Genomic DNA, 15,646 nt, shown 5'->3' with positions numbered 1-15,646 from the left:
CGGCGCGGCGCGAACCGGATCCTGGTGAAGCTCTGCCACCAGGACGGCCGCATGGGCTTCCCTCCGGCTCGCCGACGCGCGCGGCGAGGGGCTGGAGCTCGCCGCGGCGGATCCGCGGGGCGCCGCGCTCCAGGAGGTCCCCGCCCCCGGGCCGGCGGCGCCGATCGCGCCCGCGGTGGGCGCGCTCGAGCAGCGCGTGAAGGCCGCGCGCGGCCCGCGCGCCGAGGCCGAGGCCCGGCTCGAGCTGGCGCGGGCGCTGGCGGCGCGGCAGGGCGGCGACGTCCAGGAGCGGCGCGCGGCTGCGGAGGCGCGCCGCGCGGCGCTGCTCGCGCCGGGCTGGGTGGACGCGCAGCTCGAGGCGGCGGCGCTGGACGAGGACCACGGGCGGCGCCGGCAGCGGATCGAGGCGGCGCTCGCGGCGGCGCCGGAGGACCCGCGGGCGCTGCGGGCGCTCGGGCAGGAGGAGCTGGACCAGGGCCGGCCGCAGGCGGCGGCGCGGCTGCTGGAGCGGGCGGTGCGGGCCGCGCCGGGGTGGGCGGCGCCGCGGGTGGAGCTCGCCGACGCGCTCTCCCGCGCCGGGCTGGAGGCGCGCGGCGCGCTGCTCGCGCAGGCGACCGCGGCCGCGTTCGCGACCGTGCCCTCCGCCGTGCGGGCCGCGGCCCGGTCCGCGCGGCGCCTGGGGCGCACCGAGGAGGCGGCCGCGCGCAGCCGCACGCTGGTGGCGCTCCGGTTCGACGACGCGCAGACGCGCGCCGCGCTGGCGCAGATCCTGGCCGACCGCGGCGACGTGGCCGGCGCGCAGGCGCTGCTCGAGGAGGCGCTGCGGCTCGATCCCTCCGACGTGTACCAGCGGCTGCGGCTCGCCGACCTGCTCGCGGCGAACGGGCGCGGCGAGGAGGCCGACCGCGCCTACGCCGCGGCGCTCGCGCTCGCGCCGGACGAGCCGGACGCGTGGGAGCGGCGCGGCCGCGCGCGCCTCTCGCAGGGCCGGGTGAAGGACGCGCAGGCCGACCTGCAGCGCGCGCTGGAGCTGCGGCCGCAGAGCCCGGAGCTGAAGCTCCTGGTGCGCAGCCTCGAGCCGGCGCGCGAGCCGTTCGAGCGCCCCTACCTGCTCGACGCGCGCGAGCTGGCCGCGGCCGCCCCCGCGGCCGAGCCGGACGAGGACGCGCTGGTGCTGGGCGAGCTGAAGGTCACCCGGGTGCTGCCCTCGGGCCTCTCCTCCACGTACACGCAGTCCGTGGTGAAGGTGCTGACGCCCCGCGGCGCCGACCAGGCGCGCCGGCAGACCGTGTCCTGGGCGCCGGACCGGCAGGAGGTGCGCGTGGAGCGCGCGCGCATCCTGAAGCCGGACGGGACGGTGATCGAGGCGCACGACGAGTCCGAGCGGAGCGCGAGTGAGCCCTGGTACCGGCTCTACTACGACACCACCGCCCGCACGCTCTCGTTCCCGGCGCTCGCGCCCGGCGACGTGCTGGAGGTGGCCTGGCGCCTCGAGGACGTGGCCGGGGAGAACCTGCTCTCCGACTACTTCGGCGACCTCACCTTCGTGGACGACACCACCCGCAAGGCGCGCTTCGAGTACGTGCTGCTCGTCCCGGCGGCGCGCGCCATCCACGCCAGCGCGCCCGCCGGGATCGCGCACGCGCAGCGCACGCTGCCCGGCGACGTGGTGGAGCACCGCTGGTCCGCGCGCGACCTGCCCCGCGTCGTGCCCGAGCCCGGCATGCCGGGCTGGAGCGAGGTGTCGCGCCACGTCCACGTCTCCACCTACGCGAGCTGGGACCAGGTGGCCCGCTTCTACTGGGGGCTGGTGAAGGACGCGGTGCGCCCCACCGCCGAGGTGCGGGCCGAGGCGGAGCGGATCGCGGCCGAGGTGCTCCGGGCCCGGCGCGCCGACGGCACGCGCGTGGCGCGGGCGCAGGCCGCGGCGAGCACGCTGCCGCCGCCCGGCGGCTGGGACCTCGAGACGCAGCGCGCGCTCACCCGCGCCGTCTACGACTTCGTGGTCTCGCAGACCCGCTACGTGGGGCTGGAGTTCGGGATCCACGGCTACAAGCCGTACCGGGTGGACCAGGTGCTGCAGCGCCGCTTCGGCGACTGCAAGGACAAGGCGAGCCTGCTGCGCGCCATGCTGGAGTCGATCGGGATCGACGCGCGCCTGGTGCTCCTGCGCATGCGCCGGCTGGGCCGGCTCCCCGAGGCGCCCGCCTCCCTCGCGGTGTTCAACCACGCCATCGTGTACGTGCCGGCGCTCGACCTGTGGCTGGACGGCACGGCCGCCTACTCCGGCTCGGGCGACCTGCCCGGCGAGGACCGCGGCGCCACGGTGCTGGTGGTGAACCCGGACGGCAAGCCGCGCTTCACGACGGTGCCGGAGGCGCTCCCCGAGCAGAACCGCGGCGAGACGCGCTTCGACGTGGCGCTCGCCGCCGACGGCTCGGCCTCGGTCCGCGGCGCCTGGCGCGTCAGCGGCGCCGATGCGCCCACCTACCGCCGCGCCTACCTGGTGGAGGAGCAGCGGCGCGCGCAGCTCGAGCAGTCCTTCAACCGCAGCTTCCCCGGCGTGCGCGTCGCCTCGGTGACGGCCTCCGACCTCACCCGCCTCGAGGACGACGTCACCATGCAGTTCACGCTGGAGGTCCCCCGCTTCGCCCGGCCCGACGGCGCCGGCCTGCGCTTCTCGCCGTTCGGGGCCACGCGCGGCTGGGGCGAGAGCTGGGCCGCGCTCTCCTCGCGCCGGCACGACCTCGACCTGGGCAGCCCCAGCGAGACGGTGTTCACCTACCGGCACACGCTGCCGGCCGGCTGGCGGATCGCCGAGCTGCCCGACGGCGACGCCGCCCGGAGCCCCTACGCCAGCTTCGAGGTCCGCTACCGCCGCGACGGCGCGGCGCTGGTCGCGGAGGCGCGCGTGCGGCTGGAGAAGGGGCGCATCCCGGCCCGCGACTACCCCGCGTTCCGCGAGCTGACCGGGCGCATCGACCGGGCCTTCGCGCGCAAGGTGCGCATCGAGCCTGCCGGGGAGGCCACCCGATGAGCCGCGCCGCGCGCCGGGCGTCGCCGAGGGTCCCCGGGGTCGCCGCCGGCCTGGCGGCGCTCGCGCTCGCCTGCGCCGGCCCGCGCGCCGAGCAGGCCGAGCCCGGGCGCGCCACGCGCGAAGGGCTGGCCGCGCTGGAGCAGAACGACGTCGCCCGCGCGGAGGCGCGGCTCGGGCCGGCCTCGCGGGTCCGCGACCCGTGGGCGCGCTTCGGCGCGTCGCTGCTCGCGCGGCGCGCGCTCGACGGCGAGGCGGAGGCGCAGCGGCTGCTCGCGACCGTGGAGGCGGGGCCGGACGAGCCCATCGCGCTCGTCGCGCTGCGCAGGCTCGCCGAGCTGGCCGAGCGGGGCCCGGCGCTCGCGGCCCAGGTGGACGCGGGCGTCCTGCGCCTCGGGGCGGGGGGCCGCCTGCGCGGGCTCGCCGCCTACCGGGCGCGGGTGGCGCGGGTGACCGCGGCGGAGGTGCTCGGCGATCACGAGGCCGCCGCCCAGGCCCGCCGCGAGAACGGCGCGGTCTCGGCCTGGTCCATCGCCGGGCCGTTCGCCGCGCACCACGCGCTCGACTTCGGCGCGCCCATCCCGCCCGATCGCGGCGAGCTGCCGGCCTCGGTGCCGGGGCGCGCCGGCGGGCCCGCGGTGCCGACCCGCGCGCTCCCCGCGCCCGACGGCACGGTCGCGCTCGACGGCGAGCCGGCGGCCGGCGACGTGTTCGCGCTCGCCGCCGACGTGGACCTGGCCCGCGGCGGCCGCTACCTCGTGACGCTCGGGACGCAGCTCTCGGCCCGCCTCGTCGTGGACGGCGCGCTGGTGCACGAGCGGCGCGCGTTCGCGGCCTGGCTGCCGGGGCTGGTGCACCTGCCGGTGGAGCTCGCGCGCGGCCGGCACCGCGTGGTGCTGGAGGTGACGCGCGGCGCGCCGAGCACCGGGATCCACCTCGCGTTCGCGCGCGCCGACGGCGCCGCCTCCGACGCCCGCTTCGCGGCGCCGCCGCCGGGACCGCCGCCCGCGCCGCCGGCGGCGCGGCCCCGGGCCGAGCCGGCGCTGACCCCGCGGGCGCTGGCGCTCGCGCTCGAGCCGGACGTCGGCGCGGCCACGGCGCGCCTGCTGGCCGCGCGGGACGCCATGGTGAACGACCGCGAGGCGGCGAAGGTGCTCCTCGCGGAGGCGCTGGCCCTGCGCCCCGAGGCGGCGGCGCTCCGCGCCGCCCGGGCGGACGCGACCGCGGACGACCCCAGCCTCGACGAGCAGGTGGCGCGGGCGCGGGCCGAGGCCGACCTGCGGGAGGCGCTCCGGCTCGACCCGGGCGACGCCGAGGCGCGCGTGGAGCTCGCGGCGCTCCTGCGCAGCGCCGAGCGCCACGACGACGCCGAGGCGGTGCTGGCCGGCCTGGCCCCGGAGCCGGCCGCCCGGCCCGCCGGGATCGCCGCCCGGGCGCGCGCGGCGCAGGCCCGCGGGCTGCTGGAGCGGGCCGAGGGGCTGGCCGCGGAGGCGCTCCGCTCGGCGGGGAGCTGCGACGCGGCCGACCTCGCCTACGAGCTGGCGGTCCGGCGCGGCGCCGCCGCCCGCGAGGACGAGGCCATGGCGGTGCTCTCGCGCTGCCGCGGCGGCCGCGAGCGCCTGGCCGGGCACCTGCGCCGCCGCGGCGACCCGGTGGCGGAGCGCGCCGCCCTCGACCCGGTGGTGCGCGCCCGGCCCTGGGCGGTCGAGCCGGGGCTGACCCGCGCCGACGCGCTCGTCGCCGCCGGCGAGACCCGCCGCGCGACCGCGGCGCTGGAGGCCATCGCGGCGATCTGGCCGCGCGACGCGCGCGTCCAGCGGCGGCTCGCCGACGCGCGCGAGCTGTCCGGGGACGCGCCCGGCGCCCGCGCCGCGCGCGAGCGGGCGCTGGCGCTCGACCCGGCCGACCTGCAGCTCCGGCGCGCGCTCGCCCTGGAGGACGGGACCGAGGTGCTCGCCGACGTGGCGGCGGACCCGCGCGCGGCCATCCGCGCCTACGAGGCCGCCGGCCGGCGCAACGGCGCGTCCACCGTGATGGTGCTCGACGCCGCCTACGTGGACGTCCACCCGGGCGGCGCCGCCACCGAGCGCACGCAGCAGATCGTCCACGTGCTCGACCAGCAGGGCGTGGAGCAGTTCGGCGAGGTCACCGTGCCCTCCGGCGCGGACGTGCTCGCGCTGCGCACCGTCAAGCCCGACGGCACCACGCTCGAGCCGGAGCGGGCCGGGAGCGCCAAGAACTCGGTCTCGCTCGCCGGGCTCGCGCCCGGCGACTACGTGGAGCTCGACTACGTCCGCGCGGTGCAGTCGCCGCCCGGCCTCGACGGCTACGCCGCCGATCCGTTCTACTTCCAGGTGCCCGGCAGCCGGCTGTTCCGGTCGCTCTACGTGGTGCGCGCGCCGGCGGGCCTCGGCCTCGAGGCCGACGCGCACGGCATGCCGGCGCCGGCGCCGGCGCGGGACGGCGGGCGCGAGGTGCTCCGGGCCGAGCGGCGCGACGTGCCGGCGATCGTCCCCGAGCCGGACGCGCCCGGCGGCGCCGAGTACCTGCCGTTCGTGGTCGTCGGGACCGGGGGCGGGCGCGCGGCGCTGCAGCGCGCCGTCGCCGACGCGCTGCCGGAGCGCACCCGCGCCACCGCCGAGCTCCGCGCGTTCGCGCGCGACATCGCGGCGGGCGGCGGCGGGCCGGCCCAGCTGGCGCGCGCCGCCTACGCCCGCGTGGCGCAGGCGGTGCTCGGGTCGGGCGGCGGCATGGGCGAGGACGCGAGCGTGGCGCTGTCGCGCGGCCGGGGCAGCCGGCTGGCGGTGCTGAAGGCGGTGCTCGCCGAGCTCGGCATCGAGTCGCGCGTGGCGCTGGTGCGGCCGTACAGCGCCGACCCGGCGCCCTACCGGTTCCCGGCGCTCGGCCTGTACGCCGCGCCGCTGCTGCGCGTGCGCGCGGGCGGCGCGACGTTCTGGCTCGATCCGACCGCCCGCCACGCGCCGTTCGGCGCGTTCCCGGCGGTGCTGGCCGGGTGCGAGGCGCTCGTCCTGCCCGAGCCGGGCGAGGCGCCGGAGGTGGACCGGACGCCGGAGACCCCGCTGGTGGAGGAGGGCCGGGAGACCACCGCGCGCCTGGTGCTCGCGGCGGACGGCTCCGCCGAGGCGAGCGGCACGGATCGCTACCTCGGGTACGGCGGCGCGGAGCTGAAGGCCGCGCTCGAGCGGCTCGACGCCTCGCAGCGCCGCCAGGCGGTGGAGGGGATGCTGGGGCGGGTGCTGCGCGGCGTGACCGTCACCGAGGTCGCGTTCGCGGGCGAGGACGATCCCGCGGCGCCGCTCGAGATCCGCTGGAAGGCGCGGGTGCCGGAGCTGGCCCGGGCGGTGGAGGGCGGGCTGGTCCTGGACCAGCCGCTCTTCCCGGCGCGGCTCGGCGCGCGCCTGGTGCGCGTCGCCGCCCGCCAGACGCCGCTCCTGCTGGCGACGCCCGAGCGGCAGGTGCAGCGGGTCGAGGTGGTGCCGCCGCGCGGCCTCACCGTCACCGCCGACGCGCCCCGCACCGCGTCGTCGCCGTCGGGCAGCTTCGCGCGGACGGAGCGCGTGGACGGCGGCGCGCTGGTCCGCGACGAGCGCCTCGAGCTGCGCCGCGGGCGCATCGCGCCGGAGCAGTACGCCGAGCTGGCCGCGTTCGCGGCCGCGGTGGACCAGGCGCAGGAGCGGCCGCTGCTCCTCTCCCGCTGACCCGCGCCGGAGCATACCCGGGGTCGGGGTCCACCCTGGGGCGGCGACGGCGCGGGCTGCGTGATCTCGCGCGGATCCGGGACGCGGCGGCCCCGCGCGCGCGGCACGCGCGCTGCAATGCCAGCGGGCGTGCCTCATCGGGTCCGTCTCCCGAGGAACGCCCGGCGGCAGCTCCCCCCGCTCGCCGCCGGGGCCGTCCACCTCGCGAGCCCGCGATCCGTGCCCGCCACCCGCGCCGTCGCCCCCCCGACGTGCAGCGAACCGCGGCGCGGAGCGTGACCCGGACCTGAGCACGACCGGAGGGCGCCCGCTTTCCCCGGGCGGGCGCCCTCCGGGCAGCTTCCTCGACCCGGCCCGCGATCCCGCCGCGCGCCCGCTCAGCTGGTCGGGGCCGCCGCCGGCAGCGCGTCCACGAAGCGGACCTCGGCGAACCCGAGGCCGAGCAGCAGCCCGCGGATGGCCCGCTCGGCCGAGGACCGCGCCCGCGCGCGGAGCGCCGCGTCCGCCTGCACCTCGCGCTCGAACGCGGCCCGGGCCAGCTCCAGGAGGCGCGCGGTCTCGGCGGAGTCGAGGTTCGAGCCGATCACCTCGGTCTCCCCGGGCCGCAGCGCGATGCGGACCTCGAGCGGCGGCAGCGCGATCTCGGCGGTGCGCCCGGTCACCCGCACGCGCGAGGCGTCGAGCCGGGCGAGGTCGAGCCCGAGGTGCGCGTCCGCGAACACGATGGCCTTGCCGTGGGGCGTGCGGAACACGTGGCGCAGCCAGCCGGCCACGTCGCCCCACAGCGAGCCCGCCTCGACCGGCGGGCGAGAACGCGACCTTCTTGTAGAGCGTGACGGCGAGCGCCTCGAGCCGCGCCACCTCGCGGATCCGGGTGGCCACGGCGGGCGGGTCGGGCAGGGCGGGGGCGCGGCCGAGGCGGAGCGCCAGGCCGAGGCCGGCGCCCACCGCGAGGCCCAGGACGAGGAGTGCGAGGAGGCGGCGCATCCCGCGATGCTACCGCGGCCGCCGGGCCGGCGGTGCGCCGCGGGCGCGCGCGCCGCCGCGCCTTCCGGGGCGCGGCCCGGGGCGGCGGGGCTTCGCGGCCTTCGCCGCCTTCGCCTTCCCCTTCGCTTCCTTCCCCGCCGTCGCCCGCTTCGCGGCGCGGGCCGGCCGCGCCTTCGCGCCCGCCCGGCGCGGCGCGCGCGCCTTCGCGCCCCGGGCGGCCTGCGCGCGGACCGCCGCGTCGAGCGCGAGCCGCGCCCACGGCAGCATCGCCTCGGCGTCCTCGTGCGCCTCGTCTGGCGGGCGGTAGTAGCTGGTCTCGTACATGCCGGGGTAGATCCACATCCGGCAGCCCGCCTCCAGGAACCACGGGCGCGTCTCGCCGTCCGTCTTGAGGAACAGCTCGTCGCCGTCGAGCAGCCCGAACATCAGGCCGTCGCAGTACAGGCCCACGCCCCCGAACATCCGGCGCGCCTGGACGGGACCGAGCGCGGAGAGCAGGTCCACGGCGTGATCCACGAACGAAGGTGAGATGGCCATGTCGGCGCGCCTCCCGGTGCCGCCGAGCGTACCTCACTCGAAGAGCCGCTCCGAGATCGCGCTGTGCAGATCGAGGCCGCGGCGGGTGAGCACCAGCGCGCCATCCCGCCGCACCGCCAGCCGGTGCCGCACCAGATCGGCGGCCTCGCGGGCCTGCGCCGGGCCGAGCGCGGCGAGCGGCGCGCCCTCGCGGGTCCGCAGCGCCAGCATGAGCCGCTCGTTCCGGTCGGCGCGCGCGTCGATCCGGTCCTCCTCGGCCGTGGGCAGCCGCCCCGCCTCCACCGCCCCGAGCCAGGCGCCCGCGTCGCGCAGGTTGCCGTAGCGCACCGAGCCCGCCTCCCCGCGCCGGCAGCCGTACGCGCCGGCGCCGAGGCCCAGGTAGCTCTCGTGCCGCCAGTAGAGGCCGTTGTGGACCGACTCGCGGCCGGGCCGGGCGAAGTTGGAGATCTCGTAGCGGCGCAGCCCGAGCCGCCGGAGCGCCGCGCGGAGCGCCGCCGCCTGCGCCAGCGTGTCCTCGTCGGAGGGGAGCGGCAGCCGGCCCTCGCGCCGCAGGCGCGCGAGCGGCACCTCCTCGGCCATGACGTCGGGGTCGAGCGTGAGCGCGTACGCGGACACGTGCACCGCGCCCGCCTCCACCGCCCGCTCGGCGTCGCGCCGCGCGTTCTCCACGCTGGAGCGCCGCGCGCCGTAGATGAGGTCCACGCTGACGTTGCCGATCGCGGCGGCGGCCTCGCGGATCGCCTGCTCGGCCCGCTCCGGCCCGTGGCGGCGCCCCAGCTTCGCGAGCACGCCGGCGTCGAACGACTGCACGCCGACCGAGATCCGGTTCACGCCGGCGGCCCGCCAGGCGCCGAGCCGCGCCGGGTCGGACGACTCCGGGTTCACCTCCAGCGTCACCTCGGCGCCGGCCTCCAGGCCGAACCGGTCGCGGATGGCGGCGAGGACGTCGCGGATCTCCTCCGCGTCCCAGAGCGACGGCGTCCCGCCGCCGAGGTAGACGCTGCGGAGCGAGAGGCCCTCGAACGCGGGCGCGCGCAGCGAGAGCTCCGCCCGCACCGCGCGCGCGTACCGGCCGGCGCCGGGCGGGCGCTCGGTGGTGACCGCGAAGTCGCAGTATGGGCAGCGGTGCGTGCAGTACGGATAGTGCACGTACACGCCGAACGGGCGCGCCATCCCGGGGAGGATAGCGCGGCGCGGCGCGTCGCGCCGTGTCAGCGCCCGGCGCGCCGGGCCACCTGGAACGGCCCGCGCTCCTCCGCGGAGAGGCCGGCCTGGCGGGCGAGCGCGGCCGGCAGGCGCGGACCGGCCGAGACGATCATTGCGGCGCGCTCGAGGAGCAGCTTCCGGAGCCGCGCGTGGTCGTCGCGCCAGGGCGACGCGCCCACGGCGCCGAGCGCGACCGACAGCTCGCCCTTGCCGGCGAGGTGGGCGAGGACGCCGGGGCCGCGCGCCACGGCCGCGTCGGAGAGCTCGGCGGCCACGTGCCGGTGGGTGCGCGTCCGGGTGCGCGGGTCGTCGCCCCGGCGCACGAAGGTGAGCTCGGAGCTGGCGAGCGGCGCGCGCGCGCCGAGGTCGGCGCGGGTGAGGTGGCGGAGGGTGCCGTCGGGCTGGACCTGGAAGTAGCGCAGGCCGGTGGGCTCGTAGCCCTCGGCGGCGAGCGCGGTCAGGAACAGCGCGAGCTGGACGGGGAACTCGCCGGCGCGGGCGGCGCCGCGGGCCGGGACGCCCTCGCCCCGCAGCAGCGCCTGCGCGCCGGCGCGCACCGCCGCGAGCCCCTGCCGCAGCCGGTCGGGCGCCATGCCGGCGAGGACGCGCGGATCCCCGGCCGGCGCCGCCGAGAACGTGGTGACGTTCTTCAGGTCGGGGTAGGCGGCGAGCGCGGTGAGGAGGTCGGCGCCGCCGGGCACCACGGCGCTGCTGGGCAGGCCGGCGGGGCGGAGCGGCGCGAGCGCCTCGAACGCCTTCGCGCGCGGGCCGGTGCGGAACGCCTCGAGCGCCTTCCGCTGCTCGGCGCAGAACGCGCCGACGACCTGCGCGTCGAGGCCGGCGGGGGCGGCGCCCCGGCACGCGACCAGGTCGAACAGCCGCCGCACCTCGGCGCCGAGCTCGGCGGCCGGCTCGGCGGGCCCGGCCGCGGGCTCGTCGGGGATCTCGCACGGCTTCACCGGTGCGCAGGGCGGCTCGCCGGGCGCGCCGGCGGGCGGCGTCGCCTGCTGGGCGGCGGCGGCGGGGCGGGCGGCCGACAGGGCGAGGAGGGCGGCGGCCGCGCAGGCGAGCGGCGCGCGCGAGGGGCGGGCGGGCATGGTCCTCCTCTAGCACGCGTCCCAGGGACGCGCGACGCGGGCGCGGGTGCGCGCCGCGCGAAAGCGCTGCGCCGCTGCACTTTCCGTGTGCAAGGGGCCGGCCGCGAAAGGCCCGCGCGGGGGGTTCCCGGTTGTCGACATCGGCGGGCGGACGTGGTTTTCTCCCCGCGCAACGCGGAACCCCAGCGGCGAGGAGACGCATGGCAGAGCCGAGCACGGTCGTGAAGCCCGAGGTCGAGCAGAAGGAGTTCAGGCCGTACATCGGCGCGGATCGCACGCTCCCCGAGTTCACGCCCAAGGCGGTGCTGCTGGGCGCGCTGTTCGGCATCCTGTTCGGCGCCGCCACGGTCTACCTGGCGCTCAAGGCGGGCCTCACCGTCTCCGCCTCGATCCCCATCGCCGTCATCGCCATCTCGCTGGGGCGGAAGGTCTTCAAGACCTCCATCCTCGAGAACAACATCATCCAGACCACCGGGTCGGCGGGCGAGTCGATCGCGGCGGGCGTGGTGTTCACGCTCCCGGGCTTCCTGTTCCTCTCCGCAGGCACGGGCGGCTCGTCGGTCGGCGCGGGCTACTTCAGCTACGTGACGCTGTTCACGCTCTCGATGGTGGGCGGCATCCTGGGCGTCCTCATGATGATCCCGCTGCGGCGGTCGCTCATCGTGAAGGAGCACGGGCAGCTCGTCTACCCGGAGGGCACGGCCTGCGCCTCGGTGCTCATCGCCGGCGACAAGGGCGGCGACTTCGCCAAGACCGCGTTCCAGGGCGTGGGCTTCGCGCTCGGCTACGCGCTCCTGCAGAAGGTCTTCCACGTCATCGCCGAGACGCCGGCGTGGGTGACGAAGCAGACCAACAAGTGGCTGCCGAACGCCACCGTGAACGGCGAGATCACGCCGGAGTACCTGGGCGTCGGCTACATCATCGGGCCGCGCATCGCGGGCGTGCTGGTGGCGGGCGGCGTCCTCGCCTGGCTGGGGCTCATCCCGCTGCTGTCGGTGCTGGTGCCGGGCGAGGTCATCGCGCGGCAGCTCGTGAAGGTGGGCGCGAGCCCGGAGGGCTTCGGCTTCGACGCGGCGGCGGGCACGTTCGCGAACCTGCCGCGCGCGGTGTACCTCGCCTACATCCGCCAGATCGGCGCGGGCGCGGTGGCGGCGGCGGGCTTCATCACGCTGCTCAAGACCTTCCCGACCATCGTCAGCTCGCTGCGGGACTCGATCCGCTCGCTGGGCGACAAGACCGCGGCCGCCTCGGTGTCGCGCACCGAGCGCGACCTGTCCTTCGTGACGGTGATCCTCGGCTCGATCGGCCTGGTGGTGCTGCTGGTGGCGCTGCCGCAGGTGCCGGGCGACACGATCCTCAACAAGCTGCTCACCGCGGTGCTCATCATCGCGTTCGGCTTCATCTTCGTGACGGTGTCCTCGCGCATCGTGGGCATCATCGGCTCCTCCTCCAACCCGATCTCGGGCATGACCATCGCCACGCTCATGGCGACCGCGATGGTGTTCGTCTCGGTGGGCTGGACGGGCGCGGCCTACGAGCCGATGGCGCTGGTGGTGGGCGGCATGGTCTGCATCGCGGCCGCGAACGGCGGCGCGACCTCGCAGGACCTGAAGACCGGCTACCTGGTGGGCGCCACCCCGCGCGCGCAGCAGCTGGCGCTGTTCGTGGGCGCGATCGCCTCGGCCACGGTCATCGGCGTGACGGTGAAGGTGCTCGACACGCCGACGGCGCGGATGATCTCCGAGGGCATCACCGACCACGCCATCGGCTCCTCCTACTTCCCGGCCCCGCAGGCGACGCTCATGGCGACGCTCATCAAGGGCCTGCTCTCGCTCAACCTCGACTGGCACTTCGTGCTGGTGGGCGCGTTCGTCGCCATCACCATGGAGCTGTGCGGCGTGAAGTCGCTCTCCTTCGCGGTGGGGCTCTACCTGCCCCTCTCCACCACGCTCCCCATCTTCGTGGGCGGCGCGCTGAAGGGCGTGGCGGACTTCGTCTCCCGCCGCAAGGGCGGCGCGGGCGAGGAGGGCGAGCTGGGCAGCGGCAGCCTGTTCGCGACCGGCCTGGTGGCGGGCGGCGCGCTGTTCGGCGTCATCGTGGCCTTCCTGCAGGTGTTCGCGGAGGGCACCATGAAGACGCTCGACCTGCAGGAGTCGATCGTCCACGCCATCGGGTCCACCGGCTACGCGGTGCTGGGCGTCGCCTTCTTCGCGGCGCTGGCCGGCGTGCTCTACCGCGCGGCGCGGAAGCCGCAGCCCGGGCTCGAGGCCTAGCGTCCTCCGCGATCCCGCTCATGGTGAGCCCCGTCGAACCATGAGCGGGTCGCCCGGGCAGGTCCGGCGGCGCGCCGCCGCTCACACCTCGCGCAGCGAGTCGAGCTGGGCCTGCAGGTCGCGGTTCTTCTGCTGGTAGCGCGCGACCTCGCCGTTCAGGAAGTCGTTCTCGCCGCGGAGGTCGCCGAGCTCCTCCTCGACCCGCGCCACCGCGGCCTTCAGCTTCGCGACCTCGGCGGGATCGGCGGCCGGCACGGGCGGCGGGCGCGGGGCGGCGGCGGCCTTCTCCAGCTCCTGGATCCGCTTCTTCATGCCGAGCTCGGCGCGGGCGCGCGCCTCGAGGTGCTTCTCCAGCTCCACCATGGCGGCCTTCAGGCGCGCGGCCTCGGCGGCGTGGCGGCGCTCGGCCTCGCCGGCCTCCGCGGCCGCCCCCTGGCGGCGCCGCTCGGCCTCGGCCTGCGCGGCCTGCAGCTCGGTCCGCGCCTTCTCCAGCTCGGCGGCCCGCGCGGTGCGCTCGGCCTCCAGCTCGGCGAGCTTGCGGCGGACGGCGCCCAGCTCCGACTCGAGCCGCGCGGCGGAGCCCTGCAGCTTGCCGGCCTCCACCGCGGAGCGCTCCTCGGCGCGGGCGCGCTCGGCGGCGGCGGCCTGCGCCGACCGCGAGGCGGCCTCGGCGGCCTGGGTGCGCTGCTGCACCATCTCGCGGAGCGACCCGACCTCCTTGCGCAGCCGGGCGGCCTCCTCGGCCACGGGCTCGAGCTGGGCGAGCCGCTTCACCTCGGCCTCGAGCCGCCGGGCGCGCTCGCGCTCGGCCTCGCCCTCCCGGCGCGCGGTCTCCACCTCGCGCGCCAGCTGGTCGCGCTCGGCGGCGGCCTGCGCGCCCTTCCGCTCGGCCTCGGCCCGCCCGCTCTCCACCCGCGCCAGCTCGCCGCGCGTGCCCTCCACCGAGGCGCGCCCCTCGTCCAGCGCGGCGCCGAGGTCGGCGATGCGCTGGGCGGCGGCGGCCAGCTCGGCGGCCTTGGCCTGGAACGCGTGCTCGGCGGCGACGGCCTTCTGGTCGTAGGCGCGGGCCTCGGCGTGCGCCTGCCGGAGCGCCTCCTCCAGCGCCTCGCGCGCGCCGGCCGCCTCGGCCAGCTCGGCCTCGAGCGCGGCGATCCGCTCGCGCGCCTCGGCGTGCTCGCCGGCCGCGGCCTGGGCGCGCCCCTCGGCCTCGTCCGCCGCGGCCCGCAGCGCCTCGGCCTCCGCCTCGGCGGCGCGGCGCGCCTCGGCCGCCCGCGCCTCGCCCTCGGCGAGCGCCCGGTCGCGCTCGCCCAGCTCGCCGCGCGCCGCGGCCAGCTCGGCCTCCACCGCGTCGCGCTCGGCCGCCGCGGCGGCGGCGCGCGCCTCGGCCATCCCGAGCCGCTCGGCCGCCTCGTCGCGCTCGCGGACGCGCTCGGTCTCGACCTGCTCCAGCCCGCGCGCGGCGTCGGCCTCGGCCTGCGCGCGCGCCGCCTCCAGCGCCGCGCGCTCGTCGGCGCGGTCGGCCTCCACCGCGGCCATGGCCCGCGCGTGCGCCTCCACCGCCTCCGCCAGCTCGGCCTCGAGCCGCGCGCGCGCCTCCTCGGCGCCGGCGATCCGCGCCGCGGCCTCCTGCTCGGCCGACTCCTGCTGCTGCATCGTCTCGTTCAGCACCTCGGAGAGCGAGCGGCGGGTGGACTCGCTCTCCTCCAGCTGGCGCCGGAGGTCCTCGAGGCGCGCGGCCTGCGCGGCGGCGTCCTGGGCGCCCTCGGCCAGCCGGTGCTCCAGCCCGGCGGCGCGGTCGCGCTCGTCGGCGAGATCGTGGGCGAGCAGGTCGCGCTCGCCGGCCAGCTCGGCCACCTCGGCCTTCAGCGCGGCGATGGCGTCGCGCACGCGGGCCAGGAACGCGTCGCGCGCGCGGAGCCGGTCGCGGAAGTACTCCAGCTTCTCCTCGGGCGTGCCCTTCGGCGGCGCCGGGTCGCGCGGCCAGTCGGCGAGCACGTCGGCGGGGTCCGGGCGCGGCGCGGCGCCGGCCACCTTCACCTTGCCGAGCGGGGCGCCGCGCGGCGGGGGCGGGGGAGGCGGCCGGGGCGCGGCCGCGGGCGCGGGGCGCGCGCCCGCCACCGGCGGCGGGGTGGCGGCGGCGGCGAGCGCGCCGGCGAGCCCGCGCGCGGCGACCACGCCGGACTCCACCCGCTGCAGCACGGGCGGCGCCTCGCCCTCGCCCGCCCGCGGGGCGCGCGACGGCGGCGCGGCGGCTGGCGGGGCGGGCGGCGGCGGCGGGGCGGGCGCGTCGCCGTGGAGCAGCGCGGCCGCGCGGCCGAGCAGCTCGGCCAGCTCGAAGGGCTTCTTGAGGTAGTCGTCGGCGCGGGTGCGGGTGGCCCGGTGCGCGGCGATGGCGGCGTCGGTGGCCTCGCCGGTGTAGAGCAGCAGCGGCACCGAGGCGGCGGCGCGCTTCAGCCGGTTGCACACCGAGAAGCCGCTCATGTCGGGCAGCTCGGCCGCGAGCAGGATGAGGTCGGGCGCGAGCTCCCGGCAGCGCGCCAGCGCCGGCTCGCCGCCCCCCACCGCGGTCACCGAGAAGCCGGCCGGCCCGAGCGCGCGACGGATCTCTTCGGCGAGGCCGGGATCCGGCTCGACCAGCAGGACGTTCAGGGCCATGGCTGCCGCATGCTACCGCCGATCCGCGGAGCGTGAGAAATGCCCACCCGCCTCGATATCGCCCGCGCGGAGCAGGGGCGGATGTGCGCGAGGCGCACGGCTCCGGCGCCCCGCGGCGCCGTGGCCCCGGCGGCGGCC

General features: G+C 78.6%; 7 protein-coding genes and 1 pseudogene. 3 read left to right on the top strand and 5 right to left on the bottom strand.

Features of this window, described 5'->3' with window-relative positions:
* The first annotated feature begins 175 nt into the window (after positions 1 to 175).
* Both ACOQFB_RS20160 and ACOQFB_RS20155 read left to right on the top strand, forming a co-directional pair.
* Positions 176 to 3,037, top strand: a complete 2,862-nt coding sequence (locus ACOQFB_RS20160; protein ID WP_494492346.1) for a DUF3857 domain-containing protein — start codon at positions 176 to 178, stop codon at positions 3,035 to 3,037.
* Entirely contained in the window at positions 3,034 to 6,753 is a 3,720-nt protein-coding gene (locus ACOQFB_RS20155) for a DUF3857 domain-containing protein (protein WP_421610905.1), read from the top strand. Before ACOQFB_RS20160 ends, ACOQFB_RS20155 begins: the two co-directional genes overlap by 4 nt.
* Positions 6,754 to 7,130: 377 nt before the next feature.
* On the opposite strand, the pseudogene ACOQFB_RS20150 reads toward ACOQFB_RS20155, so the two are convergent.
* The 4 genes and pseudogenes from ACOQFB_RS20150 to ACOQFB_RS20135 form a co-directional block, all read right to left on the bottom strand.
* A pseudogene (locus ACOQFB_RS20150) lies at positions 7,131 to 7,740 on the bottom strand (DUF4230 domain-containing protein).
* Positions 7,741 to 7,749: 9 nt separating this feature from the next.
* Positions 7,750 to 8,277, bottom strand: a complete 528-nt coding sequence (locus tag ACOQFB_RS20145; RefSeq protein ID WP_421610907.1) for a TfoX/Sxy family protein — start codon at positions 8,275 to 8,277, stop codon at positions 7,750 to 7,752.
* 33 nt (positions 8,278 to 8,310) lie between these two features.
* Positions 8,311 to 9,450 (bottom strand): radical SAM family heme chaperone HemW, encoded by a 1,140-nt coding sequence (gene hemW / locus ACOQFB_RS20140; RefSeq protein WP_421610908.1) that lies wholly within the window; start codon positions 9,448 to 9,450, stop codon positions 8,311 to 8,313.
* A 38-nt stretch (positions 9,451 to 9,488) separates the two neighbouring features.
* Positions 9,489 to 10,580 carry a hypothetical protein gene (locus ACOQFB_RS20135; protein ID WP_421610909.1) on the bottom strand — a complete coding sequence of 364 codons (1,092 nt, stop codon included), beginning with the start codon at positions 10,578 to 10,580 and terminating at the stop codon, positions 9,489 to 9,491.
* Between the two features lie 200 nt (positions 10,581 to 10,780).
* Here ACOQFB_RS20135 and ACOQFB_RS20130 point away from each other — a divergent pair, with 200 nt between their 5' ends.
* The gene (locus tag ACOQFB_RS20130; RefSeq protein ID WP_059439517.1) at positions 10,781 to 12,853 is read left to right on the top strand and encodes an OPT family oligopeptide transporter; all 2,073 of its coding nucleotides are present in this window, start codon (positions 10,781 to 10,783) and stop codon (positions 12,851 to 12,853) included.
* An 81-nt stretch (positions 12,854 to 12,934) separates the two neighbouring features.
* On the opposite strand, the gene ACOQFB_RS20125 is transcribed toward ACOQFB_RS20130, so the two are convergent.
* On the bottom strand, positions 12,935 to 15,508 hold the full coding sequence (locus ACOQFB_RS20125; protein ID WP_421610910.1) for a response regulator: 2,574 nt from the start codon (positions 15,506 to 15,508) through the stop codon (positions 12,935 to 12,937).
* Positions 15,509 to 15,646 lie beyond the last annotated feature (138 nt).

Source organism: Anaeromyxobacter sp. Red801, assembly GCF_049201065.2.
Classification (GTDB): domain Bacteria; phylum Myxococcota; class Myxococcia; order Myxococcales; family Anaeromyxobacteraceae; genus Anaeromyxobacter.
The sequence above is the reverse complement of the archived record's forward strand: the minus strand, read 5'-3'. Positions and strand labels throughout refer to the sequence as shown.